The organism is Yersinia sp. LJYL362 (assembly GCF_048323875.1).
In genome coordinates, this window is sequence record NZ_JBLWEX010000189.1 from 1 (window position 1) to 14257 (window position 14257).

Below are 14257 nucleotides of genomic sequence, written 5' to 3' on the forward strand. Positions count from 1 at the left end.
CAATGTTGTGCATCTGCTTAATCACGTGGTCGCTATTATAGATGACCACCATAATTAATACCGAGACACAGGATGCCAGCCAGAATCCCTGTCTGACCTGATGAGCAATTTGGTTGCGCCGCCCGGAGCCATTAAGTTGGGCTACCGTCGGCGTCAACGCCAACAATAATCCGTGGCCAAATAAGATAGCCGGTAACCAAATAGAAGTCCCTACGGCCACAGCAGCCATATCCGTCGCACTGACAGAACCGGCCATAATAGTATCCACCACGCCCATGGCTGTTTGGGACAATTGCGCGATAACAACAGGAATAGCGAGAGCCAACAAGCTACGCGCTTCGACGATATACTTCTGCACGTATGCACCTTTATCTACCCATCGTTCATCACGATGCATGGGTATAACCTAGTTATAATTTCAATAACGCAGACTGCTAACAGCCCCCAACGACTCGATCTCACAAGGTGAAGACCGGTAGAAGAGTAAAGCGTCCGCGCCAGGGATGGCGCGGATCGAGCCTACAAGGATGTATTTACGGCGTCTTTACGATCTGCCTGTTTTCACCGCTACGGGCACTTTGTCATTAACCTCTAACAATAATTTATCGCTTTGTCGCCGATAAATAAAATAGCGGGAAAACATAATACTCTTGGAGCACGAAGAGTATAAAAGATTGTACCTTCTCAGGGCGCTTAAGCAATCCTTGTCATTAATTATCAACTTATTTTCAATGAAATAACGCGAATAGTGCTTTTTAGTCTAAGGGGTTTGGTTTTCCTTATCTTCTGAGGCAAAATCAGGGCAATGAAACTTTTTTCTATAGATAAGAGGCATGGCGTATGTTTACCGGTATTGTTCAAGGCACCGCGCCAGTGGTTGCCATTGACGAGAAATCCAATTTCCGCACCCATGTGGTTGAAATGCCAACTGAAATGTTGCCTGAATTAGCATTAGGTGCTTCTGTGGCCCATAATGGCTGCTGTTTGACCGTGACGGAAGTGAATGGAAATCGAGTCAGCTTTGATTTAATGAAGGAAACTCTGCGTATTACTAATTTGGGTGATATTAAAGTAGGCGATGTGGTTAATCTGGAGCGGGCCGCTAAATTTAGTGATGAAATTGGCGGGCATCTCATGTCCGGTCATATTATTTGTACCGCTGAAATAGCCAAAATATATACCTCAGAAAATAACCGTCAGATTTGGTTTCGAATGCCCAGTGACGATTTAATGAAGTATGTATTACACAAAGGTTTTATCGGTATTGATGGCATCAGCCTGACCATCGGCGAGGTGGTCGGTAACCGTTTTTGCGTTCATTTGATTCCGGAAACATTGGCGCGAACCACATTAGGTAAAAAGCGACTGGGGCATCGGGTGAATATTGAAATAGACCCCCAGACACAGGCCGTAGTGGATACGGTTGAGCGGGTATTGGCGCAACGCGAAATAGCACTGGTAGCCGCAGCGGCTGAAAAAGTTGTGCGCACATAGAATGATAAAAGGCAGGGGATGATATACCTCTGCCTTTTTAATGCGGCCTTTTTAAAAAAGAATCTCGTTAGAGATTAACGAGCAACCCGAATACCGCCGTCTACCCCATTGGGGCTGAGTAATACCTGCCACAATTGAATATCTCTGGCGCGGAATGCACCCGCACAGGCATTCAGATAATAGCTAAACATCCGCTCAAACCGAGGTGAGTAATTCTCCGCTAAACTTGGCCATGCGGCTTGGAAACGTTCATACCATGCCATCAGCGTTCGGTCGTAATCAGCCCCAAAATTATGCCAATCTTCCATGATGAAATAAGGCTCGCTGGCCTTGGCAATCTGTTTTACTGAAGGCAGGCATCCATTGGGGAAAATATACTTATCAATCCAGGGGTCAACACTCAGGTCAGTACGATTAGCACCAATGGTATGCAGCAAGAATAATCCGTCAGGTTTTAAATTACGTTTAACCACCTCAAAATAGGTGCTGTAATTTTTCGGGCCGACATGTTCGAACATCCCCACTGAGACAATGCGATCGAATTGTTCATCCAGGTCGCGATAATCTTTCAGCAAAATAGTCACATCCAAACCTTCACAGCGCTTTTGTGCAAGTTTTTGCTGTTCAGCTGAAATAGTCACACCTGAAACCGACACCCCGAAATGACGTGCGGCATAAGCGGCAAGCCCACCCCAGCCGCAACCGATATCCAGGAGTTTCATACCCGGCGCTAATTGCAGCTTCTCACAGATCATCTGCAATTTATTTTCCTGCGCTTGCTCAAGCGTTGTGGCATCTTTCCAGTAGGCGCAAGAATATTGCATGTTGGGGTCGAGCATGAGGCTAAACAAATCATTACCGAGATCGTAATGTTCTTTGCCGACAATCCAGGCTCTTTTCTTTGATTGCAAATTGATAATACGCGCGGCAGCAATGCGTAAAGTATCTTTGAGATGGTGTGGAAGTTGATGCTCCAGGCCAGCCCTGAGAACGCGCTGGAAGAAAATATCCAGTCGATCGCATTCCCACCAGCCATCCATATAACTCTCACCTAATGCCAAAGACCCTTCTTGTAATACCCGCTTAAAGAAGTCAGGGTTATTAACTCTAATGTCGAAAGGGCGTGAGCCATTGATTTCAATATCAGCCCGGCTCAGCATTTCTTGCACAATGCGAAACAACGGATTTTCTTGAATACTCTGGTCTTCTATACAGGATGAACTCATAGCTTCTCCATCACTTTCTTCTGACTTATGACCCGCGATAAAATTTATATGCGCAGATACATACCAATAAAGTTGGTGTCTGGTATCCATTACGGACAGAGGAAGATTAAGAAGAAACCCTAATTACGCTTTGGTTTAGGGTGACTCATCCATAAGAGTAAATGTGACGCAATCCACGCGTCCAGCAAGTGCTTAAGATAATGCTTTTTTTAAATGATATTCTAATCGGTTAAATCGAGTATAGGCCTGCCGGGGCGCTTTCTCAATAATAAATCGCTCCCGGCCGATATTTCGCTTAGTGACTATTTTTACAAGGAATTATGACTCTGCGCAATTATAGTCATTATTAATAGTGTGTTTTTTTTCTTTCCTTAACGCGTAGCAATGAATGCCATATCCCAATGTTGCCAAAAAGACGGTTGACAGCATCACAGTGACGGTTGCCAGCAAAGGTTGGCTGATATAGGCCGACACCAGCATGCTGGCAATAAAACACCAGCCCAGTTGCAGTGTGTTTTGTAGCGCTGCCGCTTTACCAGTATTAGCAGGAAAGGGCATTAATGCATTTGCTACGATAATAGGGTAGCAGGCACCATTCACCAGCGCCATTAAGCAGAATGGAATAAGTAAGGTCAACAGTGTGGGGGTCGTCAGCGTTGCTATCAGATAGAGTGCAATCATACTGATAGCATAACCGGCCAATAGCCACGGCAGCAGGGTGTTACCCTTCATTCGACTCAATGCACTACGACAACCAAATCCCCCCAGTAGAAAGGCCAATGTCTGTGGAACATAACTCAATCCAATGATATTCGGGCTATATCCCATATCACCTAAAATAAAAGGTGAACCCGTTAACCAGGCGAAAAATCCGGCACTGCACGCAGCAAACATCATCACATTGCCGCTGAAGACAGGGGATTTCAGCAATTGCCAGAAACTAATCGCATTTTTACTTTTAAGCTCACTATCCGAAGCCGTCTTTTTTCGCTCTTTAAGCCGTGCGGTCGGGACCAGTAGGAGTAGGGTAATGGCCAACAGAACGACAAAAATTGAGCGCCAGCTGAAATGGTTTAGTAGCCACGCACCGAGCAGTGGGGCCAGCGCAGGGGAGAGTGCCACTAATGGCATGATGGTCGCAAACACCCGATTGGCTTTACCGTCGCGATAGCGATCAACCACTAAGGCTTGCCAACTCACCGCTGCGGAACACACCCCCACCGCCTGAATAAAACGTAAGATCAATAGCTGTGCCGCAGTTTCAACCCACAGGATCCCCAGACAACCAAGGGCAAACAAACCTAAGCCTGCTAACAGCACCGGTTTGCGGCCTATTTTATCCGAAACGGGTCCCCAGATAAGTTGGGCAATGGCGAAACCCGCGAGAAAGATACTGAGGCTGGCACTGATGGAACCTGCTGAGGTGTGTAGTTCTTGTTGCATGGCACCAAAGGCGGGCAAATACATGTCAGTGGCCAGATACCCCAACATGCTCAAACCGGCCAGGTAGAACATGAAGCTCGATGTTGTTTTCATTATTTGTTTCTCATTATAGTTTTGCAGGTAAAACTTTTGTTATCGAAAATTAATTGCGGGGGGCATTCTAACGACGCGATATTCGGTTGTGAAACGGTAATATTTGCGCCATGCTATCAAAATAATTGATATCAAATATTCCATCTAAAGGCTGTGTAAAACCATGTGGTCAGAATATTCATTGGATGTCGTCGATGCGGTCGCCCGAACGGGGAGTTTCAGTGCTGCCGCTCAAGAATTGCACCGTGTGCCCTCGGCGATAAGTTACACCGTGCGTCAATTGGAGGAGTGGTTGGCTGTACCGCTATTTACGCGACGTCATCGTGATGTCGAATTGACCGAAGCCGGCAAAGTTTTTATCAAAGAATCGCGTGATGTTATCAAAAAAATGAATGGCACACGCCGCCAGTGCCAACAAGTGGCGAATGGCTGGCGTGGGCAACTCAATATCGTGGTCGATAAAATCGTCAAACCGTCGCGGAGCCGCCGTTTAGTGTTGGATTTTTATCGCCATTTTCCCGATATTGAACTGCGGGTTCGGTATGAAGTGTTTAATGGGGTCTGGGATGCATTAGTCGATGGGCAGGCCGACATGGCCATTGGGGCGACTCGTGCCATCCCGGTTGGTGGGCGCTTTGTCTTCCGTGATATGGGTTTTCTGACCTGGCATTGCGTCGTGAGTGTCAATCACCCTTTAGCGCAGTTAACCGGGCCACTGAATGACAGTCAGTTACGGCCTTACCCCTCCCTCTGTTTGGAGGATACCGCGCGAAATTTGCCGAAACGAGATACCTGGACCTTGGATAACCAACAGCGACTGGTTGCGCCGGATTGGGCGACGGGAATCGACTGTTTGTGCGAGGGGTTATGTATTGGAATGGTACCCGCTCATATGGTATCGCCCCTGATTGCACAAGGGAAACTGGCCGCATTAACACTCGACGAACCCTTGCCGGATAGCCCCTGTTGCTTGACGTGGGAGCAGAATAACCATTCCCCGGCCTTAGCGTGGGTGTTGGAATATTTAGGTGACAGTGTCACGTTAAATAATGAGTGGTTAAGAGATGATAATCGGGTCATTGATGACAGGTTGCCGCAAGATTAGCTGCCGGTAACAATGCTACCGGCAGGTGAAGATTAGCGGCGATAATCACGGTAGGGGCCATCGGCAACAGAACGGCGTTCAATCAGCTTAGGATGGACTTCAATGGTTTGAGGATCTTCGCGTTTGCTGACAATTCTATCGAGCAACATAGCAAACGCCGTTTCACCCAATCGCTCTTTGGGTTGATGAATCGTGGTCAGCGCAGGTGAGAAGTAGCGAGCATTACGCACATTGTCATACCCGATCACCGAAATATCTTGTGGCACTCGCAGACCTAGCTCATCAGCCGCACATATTGCGCCCATCGCCATAATATCGCCGCCACAGAACACGGCTGTCGGACGATGTTTTTGCGTCAGAATTTGATGCATCGCTTTATAGCCGGATTCTGGCTCAAAATCACCTTGCACTACCCATTCTTCGCGCAGGGTGATGTTGGCTTCCTCCAGGGCTTTGAGGAAGCCTTGATGGCGACCGCCACCGGTATTACGTGATAACTGGCCGGGGATAGCACCGATATCGCGATGACCGCGCTCAATAAGATAGCGGCCAGCTAAATAGCCCCCTTCGAAAGCATTATCAATAATTGAATCGGTAAAATCGCCACGGGCGGTTCCCCAGTCCATCACGACCATCGGGATATTGCGATAATCTTCTAACATTCCCAGCAGTTGCTCAGGATATTCAGAACACATCACCAGTAATCCATCGACACGCTTTTGTGCCAGCATAGCCAGATAGGCTTTTTGTTTATCCAGATTATTATGAGAGTTACATAAAATCAGGGTGTAGCCTTTGCTATAACAGCTATTTTCAACCGCTTCTATCACTTCAGCAAAATAGGGAGCCTCGCTGGATGTCGCCAACAAGCCAATTGACTTTGTGTGATTAACTTTTAAGCTGCGCGCCACAGCACTCGGCGAATAATGCAACTCTTTAATGGCCGCCCACACTGCAGCCTTGGTATTTTCGGCGACGAAACGAGTTTTGTTGATAACGTGCGAAACGGTGGTGGTGGACACACCCGCGTGTTTGGCCACATCTTTAATCGTTGCCATAAAAAGAATGACTCCTAAGCTCACCTGTTACAGCAGGTAAGTATTATGTTAATCGTTTGCCTACATGACTCGAACACCGCTCAGACAGAAACAAGATAGTCGGCTGGAGAGCTAAGCCAGAGGGGCGTCTGAGCGTATTTATTAGACGTTATTAGTCGGCATGTCGTTATGAACTGCGAATTTTGGCTGATCTGGAGGAAAAGTGGAAGAGGTAATCAATGTTATAAAGTGTGTAATCAGCACAAGATTTTTTTTCTTAACTGTGGGAAAATAATTCAACGCACTAATTGTGTGCCTTTACCCTACTATACTTTAAATAATTCGAGTGAGTGAACCTGGCCAACGCACATGCTATTTGAAGTATTATGAGTATGAAAATTAACCGACTGAGGAGTTCTTATGGATACCAATTTGAAAATGTCGCTGATTACGACTGTTGGTGCGCTGGCGATGATTATTGCCTTTAGCTTCGTGGCGGTCATGAATTAATTAAGCCGCTTGCCGGTGTGAAGTGATAAGTAGGGCGGCTAAACCGCCCTTAATTATTTCTGCTAGTAATGTAATTACACGGCGTCTTGTGCTTCTCGTCTTATCAGGCTAAGTTTTTCTCGACGAAAGACCAATTCACCAGTGCCCAGAAGTTATCCAGATATTTTGGTCGCGCATTACGATAATCAATATAGTAAGCGTGTTCCCACACATCGACTGTTAACAACGGCTTATCCGTGGTCGTCAGCGGTGTCGCCGCATTTGATGTACTGACAATAGCCAATGTGCCATCGGTTTTTTTGACCAGCCACGTCCAGCCCGCACCAAAGTTTTTCACTGCCGCATCAGTAAATTGCGTTTTAAACTCGGCGAAAGAACCAAAGGATTGATGAATAGCCTCGGCGACTTTTCCTGTCGGTTCGCCGCCACCATTAGGTGACAAACAGTGCCAGTAAAAAGTGTGGTTCCAGACTTGGGCCGCATTGTTAAAAATACCACCACTGGATGTTTTGACAATCTCTTCCAGGGATTTACCTGCAAACTCAGTATCCTTGATCAGGTTATTGAGGTTGACCACATAGGTGTTGTGGTGCTTGCCGTAATGGTATTCCAGCGTTTCAGCAGAAATGTGCGGTTCCAGTGCATTTTGTGCATAAGGTAATGCCGGTAATTCAAATGACATCGCTCTCTCCTTTCGGGGTTGCTCAGGGTGTTTGCTCCTCAAATCCGAACGTTAGTTCACTAAGATGCGGTGAGGAGCGGTTAAAATCGTAATTGTTGTATTTTTGTTGTGGGTATTAATCTTAACAACTTTTAACAGGAATGACAGATATAACCATACCATTTGATGGGATATCGGCTACTTGAATGCAGCCTACGAACAGGCCGTTTGAAGCATGGCGGTCAAGAAAGCACCCGATAGGGCTACCGGGTGTGAGGCAGGGAATTAGCGGATAGTTTTCGGCGTTACAACACGGCGAGCGCCGACATAATGATCTTGCCAGTAGTCGTTATCGAGCATGCTAATACGAATTTCTTCGCCGGTACGTGGTGACTGAATAAATTTCCCATTGCCTAAATAAACGCCAACATGATCAGCAACACCGCGATTGGCAATATTGAAGAACACTAAATCACCGCTTTCTAATTCAGCGCGCTTCACCGGTGCCGCATCACGCAAATGATACATTTCATTAGCCGTACGCGGCATTTTAATTCTAATTACATCTTTGTAGGCGTAATAAATAAGCCCGCTGCAATCAAAACCCGTATTAGGGGAGGTGCCGCCCCAGCGATAAGGTTTCCCGACTTGCTTCATCAGTTTGCTCATCGCGGTTTGTTTGGCATGCTGATAACGCTTCTTATGCGCAGGGCTGAGCTTTATCTTATTATTTGCCGCTAATTGACTCTCAGCTTTGCCTTGGGATTTATTTCGGTGACGGCCATAAGCCACTTTTTCTGTTTTGTTCACCGCGGTTTTTTTATTGGCGGCAGTTTTAATTGATGTCGTTTTAGCACTAATGACTTTATTGCCGTTTGATTTTTTACTGCTGGATTTGCTGACTTCCTGCACTTTCTTTTTAATGGTTTTACTGGCGGTGGCTGCTGTTTTCTTTTTATCGTTGTTAGCCGCTATTTTATTGGTAATATTTTTGCTGCCGGTTTTATTGTTATCAATTTTGGTTTTCTTAGTGTTTTTATCCGCTTTACGTTTTTTCCGGTCATCAGGGCTGGCCTGACTGATTTGGCCCTTCTTTTGCTCAGCCGAGACGTGAGCCTGCGGCGACGCATGCGCGAGGTTTAGAAATAGCTGGGTAAACAGCAGCACAAACAGCGTAAGTATTAACCGCATAATAACGCTACCAACCTTGGCCCTGAAATGAATACGAAGAGTCACAGTATTGCCGAAACTTCGGATATAAAAAAGCGAAGAGCGACAGGATTTTAGTCGATATTGTGAGAAAACGTTAATGGCGTCGCAATTGTCGTTTTTTCACACCGCTAATGAACTTAAATCAACCATACGTCAACGGGTTAGTCGGCCCGAATTTTGGGCCCCCCTCGGTGAAGATAATAATGAAGAGAAGAAGCCAAAAATGTTATTCTAAATGCACATATTTGTAGCTGACAATATAACCCTTTGCTTACAGAGTAAAGCCCCTGCAAAAGATGGCGTTTTATTCCAAGGGTGACAGTCGCTACAATAGGCAGGACGCAATAATAAAATAGCCCTAATGGATAGGTTCTAAGTATTGTAGCCACTCAATGGCTTGAGGAAGCAAGAAATGACGACGATTGATAAAATTCAGCGCCAGATAGCAGAAAACCCAATCCTGCTTTACATGAAGGGCTCACCAAAGTTGCCAAACTGCGGTTTCTCCGCTCAGGCTGTGCAGGCGCTATCTGCGTGTGGCGAACGCTTTGCTTACGTTGATATTCTGCAAAATCCGGATATCCGTGCTGAGCTGCCAAAATACGCGAACTGGCCAACATTCCCACAACTGTGGGTTGACGGCGAATTAGTGGGCGGTTGCGACATCCTGATGGAAATGTATCAGCGTGGCGAACTGCAACAATTATTGAAAGAAACAGCAGATAAATACCGTTCTGAAGAAGAAAAACCCGCTGCAGAGTAATGTACTTGCAGGTTAGGTAATAAACAAAAAGGTGGCTAGCGAGCCACCTTTTTCAATGAGTTACTTGCTGTTTTCTGCTGTAGTTATATTACTTGGATTCACCTGCCGGGACCGGCCAGCCACCCAGTTTCTTCCACCGATTAACCAACTCACAGAATAATTTCGCCGTTTGCTCTGTATCGTACAAGGCGGAGTGCGCCTGGCTGCTATCAAACGGAATACCGGCTGTCAGGCAAGCTTTTGCCAATACGGTTTGCCCGAGAACCAGCCCACTGAGGGCCGCGGTATCGAAAGTGGCAAACGGGTGGAACGGGTTGCGCTTCAAGCTAGCGCGTTCAGCCGCTGCCATGACAAAGCTGTGATCAAAATGCGCATTATGCGCGACGATAATGGCGCGGTTACAGCCTTGCTCTTTCAGTCCGTTGCGCACGGCTTTGAAAATAGCATGTAAAGCATCATGCTCACTGATTGCTCCACGTAATGGGTTAGTGGGGTCTATTCCATTAAATGCCAGCGCTTCTTGTACTAGATTGGCACCTTCGAACGGATCTACATGAAAATGCAGCGTTTTATCCAGCTGTAGCCAACCATCCTTGTCCATTTTTAAGGTGACGGCAGCAATCTCTAATAATGCGTCAGTTTGCGCATTAAAACCGGCGGTTTCTACATCAATTACAACAGGGTAATACCCACGAAAACGGCCACTCAGGGCGTTAAGGTCACTTTTATCTGCCATCAGTTTCTTATCTTCATCGAATTCAGCGCGCATTATGTCAAATTTTAGCGCGGGATGCAGGGGGATATCGCGATGTAAAAAAAAGGCACCTTTGGGTGCCTTCTAACTCATCAGTTTCCGAGGCCGTGTCCGGCGCTCTTATTCTCGATTAGCTCGATTTTGTAACCGTCTGGATCTTCAACAAAAGCAATAACAGTATTACCGCCCTTGACCGGGCCAGCTTCACGGGTCACTTTGCCCCCAGCGTCGCGAATTTGGTTGCAGGTGGCCGCCACATCATCCACTCCCAGGGCTAAGTGACCAAATGCAGTCCCCATTTCGTAGCTATCTACGCCCCAGTTATAGGTCAACTCGATCACCGAACCTTCGCTCTCATCGCTGTAGCCGACAAATGCCAGCGAGTATTTATACTCGGTATTTTCGCTGGTACGCAGCAAACGCATCCCTAATACCTTGGTGTAGAAATCGATGGAACGTTGCAAGTCACCAACGCGGATCATGGTATGGAGTAGGCGTTTCATAATACCTCTTTATAATCAATGGTTTAAAATTAAAAACTCATTATAAATCAAAGCTAATCAATAATCATATAGTAATATCATTGCACTCACTACCCTATGAAGGTCAGTTTATTGCGTTGGTTTGTGGTGCAAATAAAAACGGCCAGGCATGGCCTGACCGTTATAAAGGAAATAGATTGATTGCTTACAGTACCGGGTAGTCGGTATAGCCCTTCGCCCCGCCGCCGTAGAAAGTTTCACCATCAGGCTCATTCAATGGCGCATTTTGCTGCAAACGTTCAACCAGATCCGGGTTGGAAATATAGCTGCGGCCAAAGGCGACGGCATCAATAAATCCTTTCTCAATCAGGCTTTCGGCTTTTTCTGCGGTATAAGCACCCGCGCCGACAATCACCCCGTTGAAACGTGCACGTACAGCATCGCGGAATGCATCTGAATAAGGCTTACCGCCAGCCCAGTCAGGCTCGGAAATATGCAGATAAGCAATATGACGTTTGTTTAACTCTTCGACCAGATACAGCGCAGCTTCTTCCTGATCTTCACCATTATCCAAACCATTGAACGGGCCCAAAGGTGAAATACGGATACCGATATGCTCAGCGCCCCATTCAGCTGCAGTGGCATCAACCACTTCCAAGGTCAGGCGAGTCCGGTTTTCAATGCTGCCACCGTATTGGTCAGTACGTTGGTTTGATGCCGGAGACATGAATTGATGCAATAAATAGCCGTGGGCCGCGTGCAGTTCAATATAGTCAAACCCCGCTTCACGGGCATTGGCTGTCGCCTGGCGGAAATCATTAATGATACCCGGGATCTCTTCTGTTTCCAGCGCGCGCGGGGTAGAGCAGGGAACACGAACCCAGGCACCCGTTTCATCACGAACGGTGGTGCGGGTATCGGCGGCAAGGGCAGATGGTGCAACAGGTGCTTGTTGGCCCGGCTGTAAACTGTTGTGCGAAATACGGCCGACATGCCAGAGTTGCACAGCAATGTGCCCGCCCTCATTGTGAACAGCCTGCGTGATTTTTTTCCAGGCGTTTAACTGCTCTTGAGTGTGCAACCCCGGAGCCCCAGCATAGCCTTTCGCCTGGAAAGAAATCTGTGTCGCTTCAGTGATAATCAAGCCTGCGCTGGCGCGTTGGCGATAATACTCAGCCATTAATGGCGTTGGGATATCACCTGGCTCAATACTACGCAAGCGCGTCAGGGGAGCCATGAATACACGGTTCGGCAATGTGATCGCGCCAACCTTCAAAGGGGAGAACAATTTAGCAGTCTTCATGGTGTGTCCTATATTAATAGACCAGTCAACTAGTGGCTGGATAAATCCTGAAAATAGAAAACATGAAATTCAGGATCATTGGATTAATGGGCTGGTTGTAGAATCAGTTCGATACTTTCTAGCGCACAGGTCAGCGGTGCAACAGATCGTTTCACTTTCGCGCGCAACGACGCGCCTAGCCACAAGGCATAGAGCGTTTCTGCCGTTGCCGCAGGGGAAAGTGTGATACGCAAAGAGCCTTCTTCAATGCCGGCTTCAATGGCATCTTGCAAACGACCAATGACGCGAGCAGTGCCGATATCTAGCGCATGACGCATAGGTTCGGATAAATCACTCACTTCAGCTGATAGTTTAACCGCCAGACAAGCATTGTGGCATTCACTGCCACAATAGTTAGCAATAGCTTGAGCAAAATAGTGCAGTAGATGGTGGCGTTTATCACCTTGTGAACCTGTCAAAAGGTTTTCCATTTCAGCGTCATAACGGTCAAAGTAGCGCTGTAGCATCGCCTCACCAAACACTTCCTTTGAGCGGAAATAGTGATAAAACGAACCCTTAGGAATACCCGCCGTCGTGAGTAACTGGCTGAGACCCATGCCATTAAAGCCGAGGCGCAGGCTGAGGCTCTCACCGGTGGCTAACAGATGTTCGCGGGTGTCTACATGTGCGTGCTGTATTTTGCTCATGCTTAAAAGATTAATAGACCGATCGGTCTAGGTCAAGAAAAAAATGCCAGCGGAGGAGACACTGGCACCAAGTCGGCTATTTATTGGGACACTTTACCGATTAATCTTAACTCCGGCACTTCTGTAATAAATCCATTTCAGCTTGATATTCAGATGTTTGAATATTCATCATTCCCAAAACAGTGTGGAACAGATTATCTTGTGAAACGTCATCATGTTGCGCGCTGTTCGATAGGCACTGGCGGTTAATGTCGTAGTTCTTGGTATATTCGGGAGATAACCACATTAAAAAAGGTATATGTGTCTGCTGACTGGGCGCGAACATATAGGGTGTCCCGTGTAAATACATGCCGTTCTCACCTAATGATTCGCCGTGATCAGAGAGGTAGACCAGCGCGGTGTTAAATCTATCATTATGTTGTTGCAGTAATTTAATGGTGTCATCCAGCATCGCATCAGTATAAAGAATGGAATTATCATAGGTATTGACCAACTCTTGCGGGGAGCAATCCTGAATTTGATTGCTGTCACACGTTGGCGAAAACTGACGGATATCGGGTGTGGAACGGCGGTAATACGCGGGACCGTGACTGCCCATTTGGTGTAATACAATCACGCCATCACCTTGTAGTCCGTTGATATAATTGTCTAATTTGTACAGTAATGCTTTATCTAAACAGACGCCGTTTTCACAATCGCTGGTTAACTGCAACTGTGTCACGTCTTGGTGAGGGATACGGTCGCAAGCACCTTTGCAGCCGCCATCATTTTCGCGCCACAACACACTCAACCCGGCGCGAGCAAGAATATCCATTAAGCCCTGCTGGTGGCTGGCCAGAGTGGCATCATAGTTTTTACGCGGCATATTTGAGAACATACAGGGGACTGAAACCGCAGTTTCAGTTCCGCAAGATGATGCCTTTTTGAAATAGGTAACCCCTTGTTTTTCTAAACGAGGATTGGTTTCCCGCGCATAACCACCCAGCGAAAAATTCTCTGCCCGGGCAGTTTCGCCGATCACTAATATCACGAGTGTTTTCTGCTGTTGCCCGCTGATTAAGGGGCCTTTATGGGCATCTTCACCTATGGTCACTAATGACATATTACGGGTAAAATATTTATGTTTGGCGAACTGAAAACTACCGCTGACAAAATTGGACGGTGTCAACATTTTAACGATGCTTTTGTTATTACGGATAAGCGAAGCGTAATCTTTATAAAATAATGCCGCGATCAGCAGAATAATAACGACTGACGCCAGAATATTGGCCGCTCTTAGCCCCAGCATATACCACCAAGGGCGCGTCGCTCGGATACGCACGAAACAGATAATAATGGCGGGGATAATACCTAATATCAGCAACCATAAAGCCATGCGCGGCGTGAAAAGGGCGGTTGCTTCCTGCGCGTTGGTCTCAAACGCATTTTGCATCATATTGGCGTCGATAACGGCACCATAGCTGAACATAAAATAGTTGGCCGCTGCGC

At 46.9% G+C, this 14257-nt stretch carries 15 protein-coding genes and 1 pseudogene; 5 read left to right on the plus strand and 11 right to left on the minus strand.

What is annotated here, in order from left to right:
• Positions 1 to 358, minus strand: a 358-nt coding sequence (locus tag ACNSO8_RS09440; RefSeq protein WP_418394427.1) for an MATE family efflux transporter, incomplete at its 3' end; no start/stop codon positions are given.
• A 168-nt stretch (positions 359 to 526) separates the two neighbouring features.
• Here ACNSO8_RS09440 and ACNSO8_RS09445 point away from each other — a divergent pair.
• Positions 527 to 592: pseudogene (locus tag ACNSO8_RS09445) on the plus strand (gluconate 5-dehydrogenase); the annotation flags it as partial.
• Positions 593 to 840: 248 nt separating this feature from the next.
• Positions 841 to 1494 (plus strand): riboflavin synthase subunit alpha, encoded by a 654-nt coding sequence (locus tag ACNSO8_RS09450; RefSeq protein ID WP_418394445.1) that lies wholly within the window; start codon positions 841 to 843, stop codon positions 1492 to 1494.
• A gap of 74 nt (positions 1495 to 1568) precedes the next feature.
• Here the strand turns inward: ACNSO8_RS09450 and cfa are convergent, their stop codons facing one another.
• Positions 1569 to 2720, minus strand: a complete 1152-nt coding sequence (cfa, locus tag ACNSO8_RS09455; protein WP_418394446.1) for a cyclopropane fatty acyl phospholipid synthase — start codon at positions 2718 to 2720, stop codon at positions 1569 to 1571.
• Between the two features lie 318 nt (positions 2721 to 3038).
• Complete coding sequence (gene punC / locus ACNSO8_RS09460) at positions 3039 to 4256, minus strand: purine nucleoside transporter PunC (protein WP_418394447.1); 1218 nt, start codon at positions 4254 to 4256, stop codon at positions 3039 to 3041.
• A 163-nt stretch (positions 4257 to 4419) separates the two neighbouring features.
• Here punC and punR point away from each other — a divergent pair, with 163 nt between their 5' ends.
• Positions 4420 to 5361 (plus strand): DNA-binding transcriptional activator PunR, encoded by a 942-nt coding sequence (gene punR, locus ACNSO8_RS09465; protein WP_418394448.1) that lies wholly within the window; start codon positions 4420 to 4422, stop codon positions 5359 to 5361.
• Positions 5362 to 5393: 32 nt separating this feature from the next.
• On the opposite strand, the gene purR is transcribed toward punR, so the two are convergent.
• On the minus strand, positions 5394 to 6419 hold the full coding sequence (gene purR / locus ACNSO8_RS09470; protein ID WP_418394449.1) for an HTH-type transcriptional repressor PurR: 1026 nt from the start codon (positions 6417 to 6419) through the stop codon (positions 5394 to 5396).
• A 399-nt stretch (positions 6420 to 6818) separates the two neighbouring features.
• On the opposite strand from purR, the gene ACNSO8_RS09475 reads away from it, so the two are divergent.
• Positions 6819 to 6908, plus strand: a complete 90-nt coding sequence (locus tag ACNSO8_RS09475; protein ID WP_016266160.1) for a YnhF family membrane protein — start codon at positions 6819 to 6821, stop codon at positions 6906 to 6908.
• A 103-nt stretch (positions 6909 to 7011) separates the two neighbouring features.
• Here ACNSO8_RS09475 and sodB read toward each other — a convergent pair whose 3' ends face one another.
• Entirely contained in the window at positions 7012 to 7590 is a 579-nt protein-coding gene (gene sodB, locus ACNSO8_RS09480) for a superoxide dismutase [Fe] (protein ID WP_418394450.1), read from the minus strand.
• Positions 7591 to 7854: 264 nt separating this feature from the next.
• Complete coding sequence (locus tag ACNSO8_RS09485; protein ID WP_418394451.1) at positions 7855 to 8760, minus strand: C40 family peptidase; 906 nt, start codon at positions 8758 to 8760, stop codon at positions 7855 to 7857.
• 433 nt (positions 8761 to 9193) lie between these two features.
• On the opposite strand from ACNSO8_RS09485, the gene ACNSO8_RS09490 reads away from it, so the two are divergent.
• On the plus strand, positions 9194 to 9544 hold the full coding sequence (locus ACNSO8_RS09490; RefSeq protein WP_418394452.1) for a Grx4 family monothiol glutaredoxin: 351 nt from the start codon (positions 9194 to 9196) through the stop codon (positions 9542 to 9544).
• A gap of 88 nt (positions 9545 to 9632) precedes the next feature.
• Here the strand turns inward: ACNSO8_RS09490 and rnt are convergent, their stop codons facing one another.
• From rnt to eptA, 5 genes are all read right to left on the minus strand, one after another.
• Entirely contained in the window at positions 9633 to 10313 is a 681-nt protein-coding gene (gene rnt / locus ACNSO8_RS09495; protein WP_418394453.1) for a ribonuclease T, read from the minus strand.
• Positions 10314 to 10390: 77 nt separating this feature from the next.
• Positions 10391 to 10801, minus strand: a complete 411-nt coding sequence (gene gloA / locus ACNSO8_RS09500; protein WP_418394454.1) for a lactoylglutathione lyase — start codon at positions 10799 to 10801, stop codon at positions 10391 to 10393.
• 184 nt (positions 10802 to 10985) lie between these two features.
• Positions 10986 to 12083, minus strand: a complete 1098-nt coding sequence (locus ACNSO8_RS09505) for an alkene reductase (RefSeq protein ID WP_418394455.1) — start codon at positions 12081 to 12083, stop codon at positions 10986 to 10988.
• A gap of 83 nt (positions 12084 to 12166) precedes the next feature.
• On the minus strand, positions 12167 to 12769 hold the full coding sequence (locus ACNSO8_RS09510; RefSeq protein WP_418394456.1) for a TetR/AcrR family transcriptional regulator: 603 nt from the start codon (positions 12767 to 12769) through the stop codon (positions 12167 to 12169).
• Positions 12770 to 12875: 106 nt separating this feature from the next.
• Positions 12876 to 14257: phosphoethanolamine transferase EptA (gene eptA / locus ACNSO8_RS09515; RefSeq protein ID WP_418394457.1), on the minus strand; the 1382-nt coding region annotated here is incomplete at its 5' end.

Excerpts from the sequence above, each read along its gene's own strand:
- ACNSO8_RS09450 (WP_418394445.1), top strand. The coding sequence starts at position 841 with ATGTTTACCGGTATTGTTCAAGGCACCGCGCCAGTGGTTGCCATTGAC.
- cfa (WP_418394446.1), bottom strand. The coding sequence starts at position 2,720 with ATGAGTTCATCCTGTATAGAAGACCAGAGTATTCAAGAAAATCCGTTG.
- punC (WP_418394447.1), bottom strand. The coding sequence starts at position 4,256 with ATGAAAACAACATCGAGCTTCATGTTCTACCTGGCCGGTTTGAGCATG.
- punR (WP_418394448.1), top strand. The coding sequence starts at position 4,420 with ATGTGGTCAGAATATTCATTGGATGTCGTCGATGCGGTCGCCCGAACG.
- purR (WP_418394449.1), bottom strand. The coding sequence starts at position 6,419 with ATGGCAACGATTAAAGATGTGGCCAAACACGCGGGTGTGTCCACCACC.
- ACNSO8_RS09475 (WP_016266160.1), top strand. The coding sequence starts at position 6,819 with ATGGATACCAATTTGAAAATGTCGCTGATTACGACTGTTGGTGCGCTG.
- sodB (WP_418394450.1), bottom strand. The coding sequence starts at position 7,590 with ATGTCATTTGAATTACCGGCATTACCTTATGCACAAAATGCACTGGAA.
- ACNSO8_RS09485 (WP_418394451.1), bottom strand. The coding sequence starts at position 8,760 with ATGCGGTTAATACTTACGCTGTTTGTGCTGCTGTTTACCCAGCTATTT.
- ACNSO8_RS09490 (WP_418394452.1), top strand. The coding sequence starts at position 9,194 with ATGACGACGATTGATAAAATTCAGCGCCAGATAGCAGAAAACCCAATC.
- rnt (WP_418394453.1), bottom strand. The coding sequence starts at position 10,313 with ATGCGCGCTGAATTCGATGAAGATAAGAAACTGATGGCAGATAAAAGT.
- gloA (WP_418394454.1), bottom strand. The coding sequence starts at position 10,801 with ATGAAACGCCTACTCCATACCATGATCCGCGTTGGTGACTTGCAACGT.
- ACNSO8_RS09505 (WP_418394455.1), bottom strand. The coding sequence starts at position 12,083 with ATGAAGACTGCTAAATTGTTCTCCCCTTTGAAGGTTGGCGCGATCACA.
- ACNSO8_RS09510 (WP_418394456.1), bottom strand. The coding sequence starts at position 12,769 with ATGAGCAAAATACAGCACGCACATGTAGACACCCGCGAACATCTGTTA.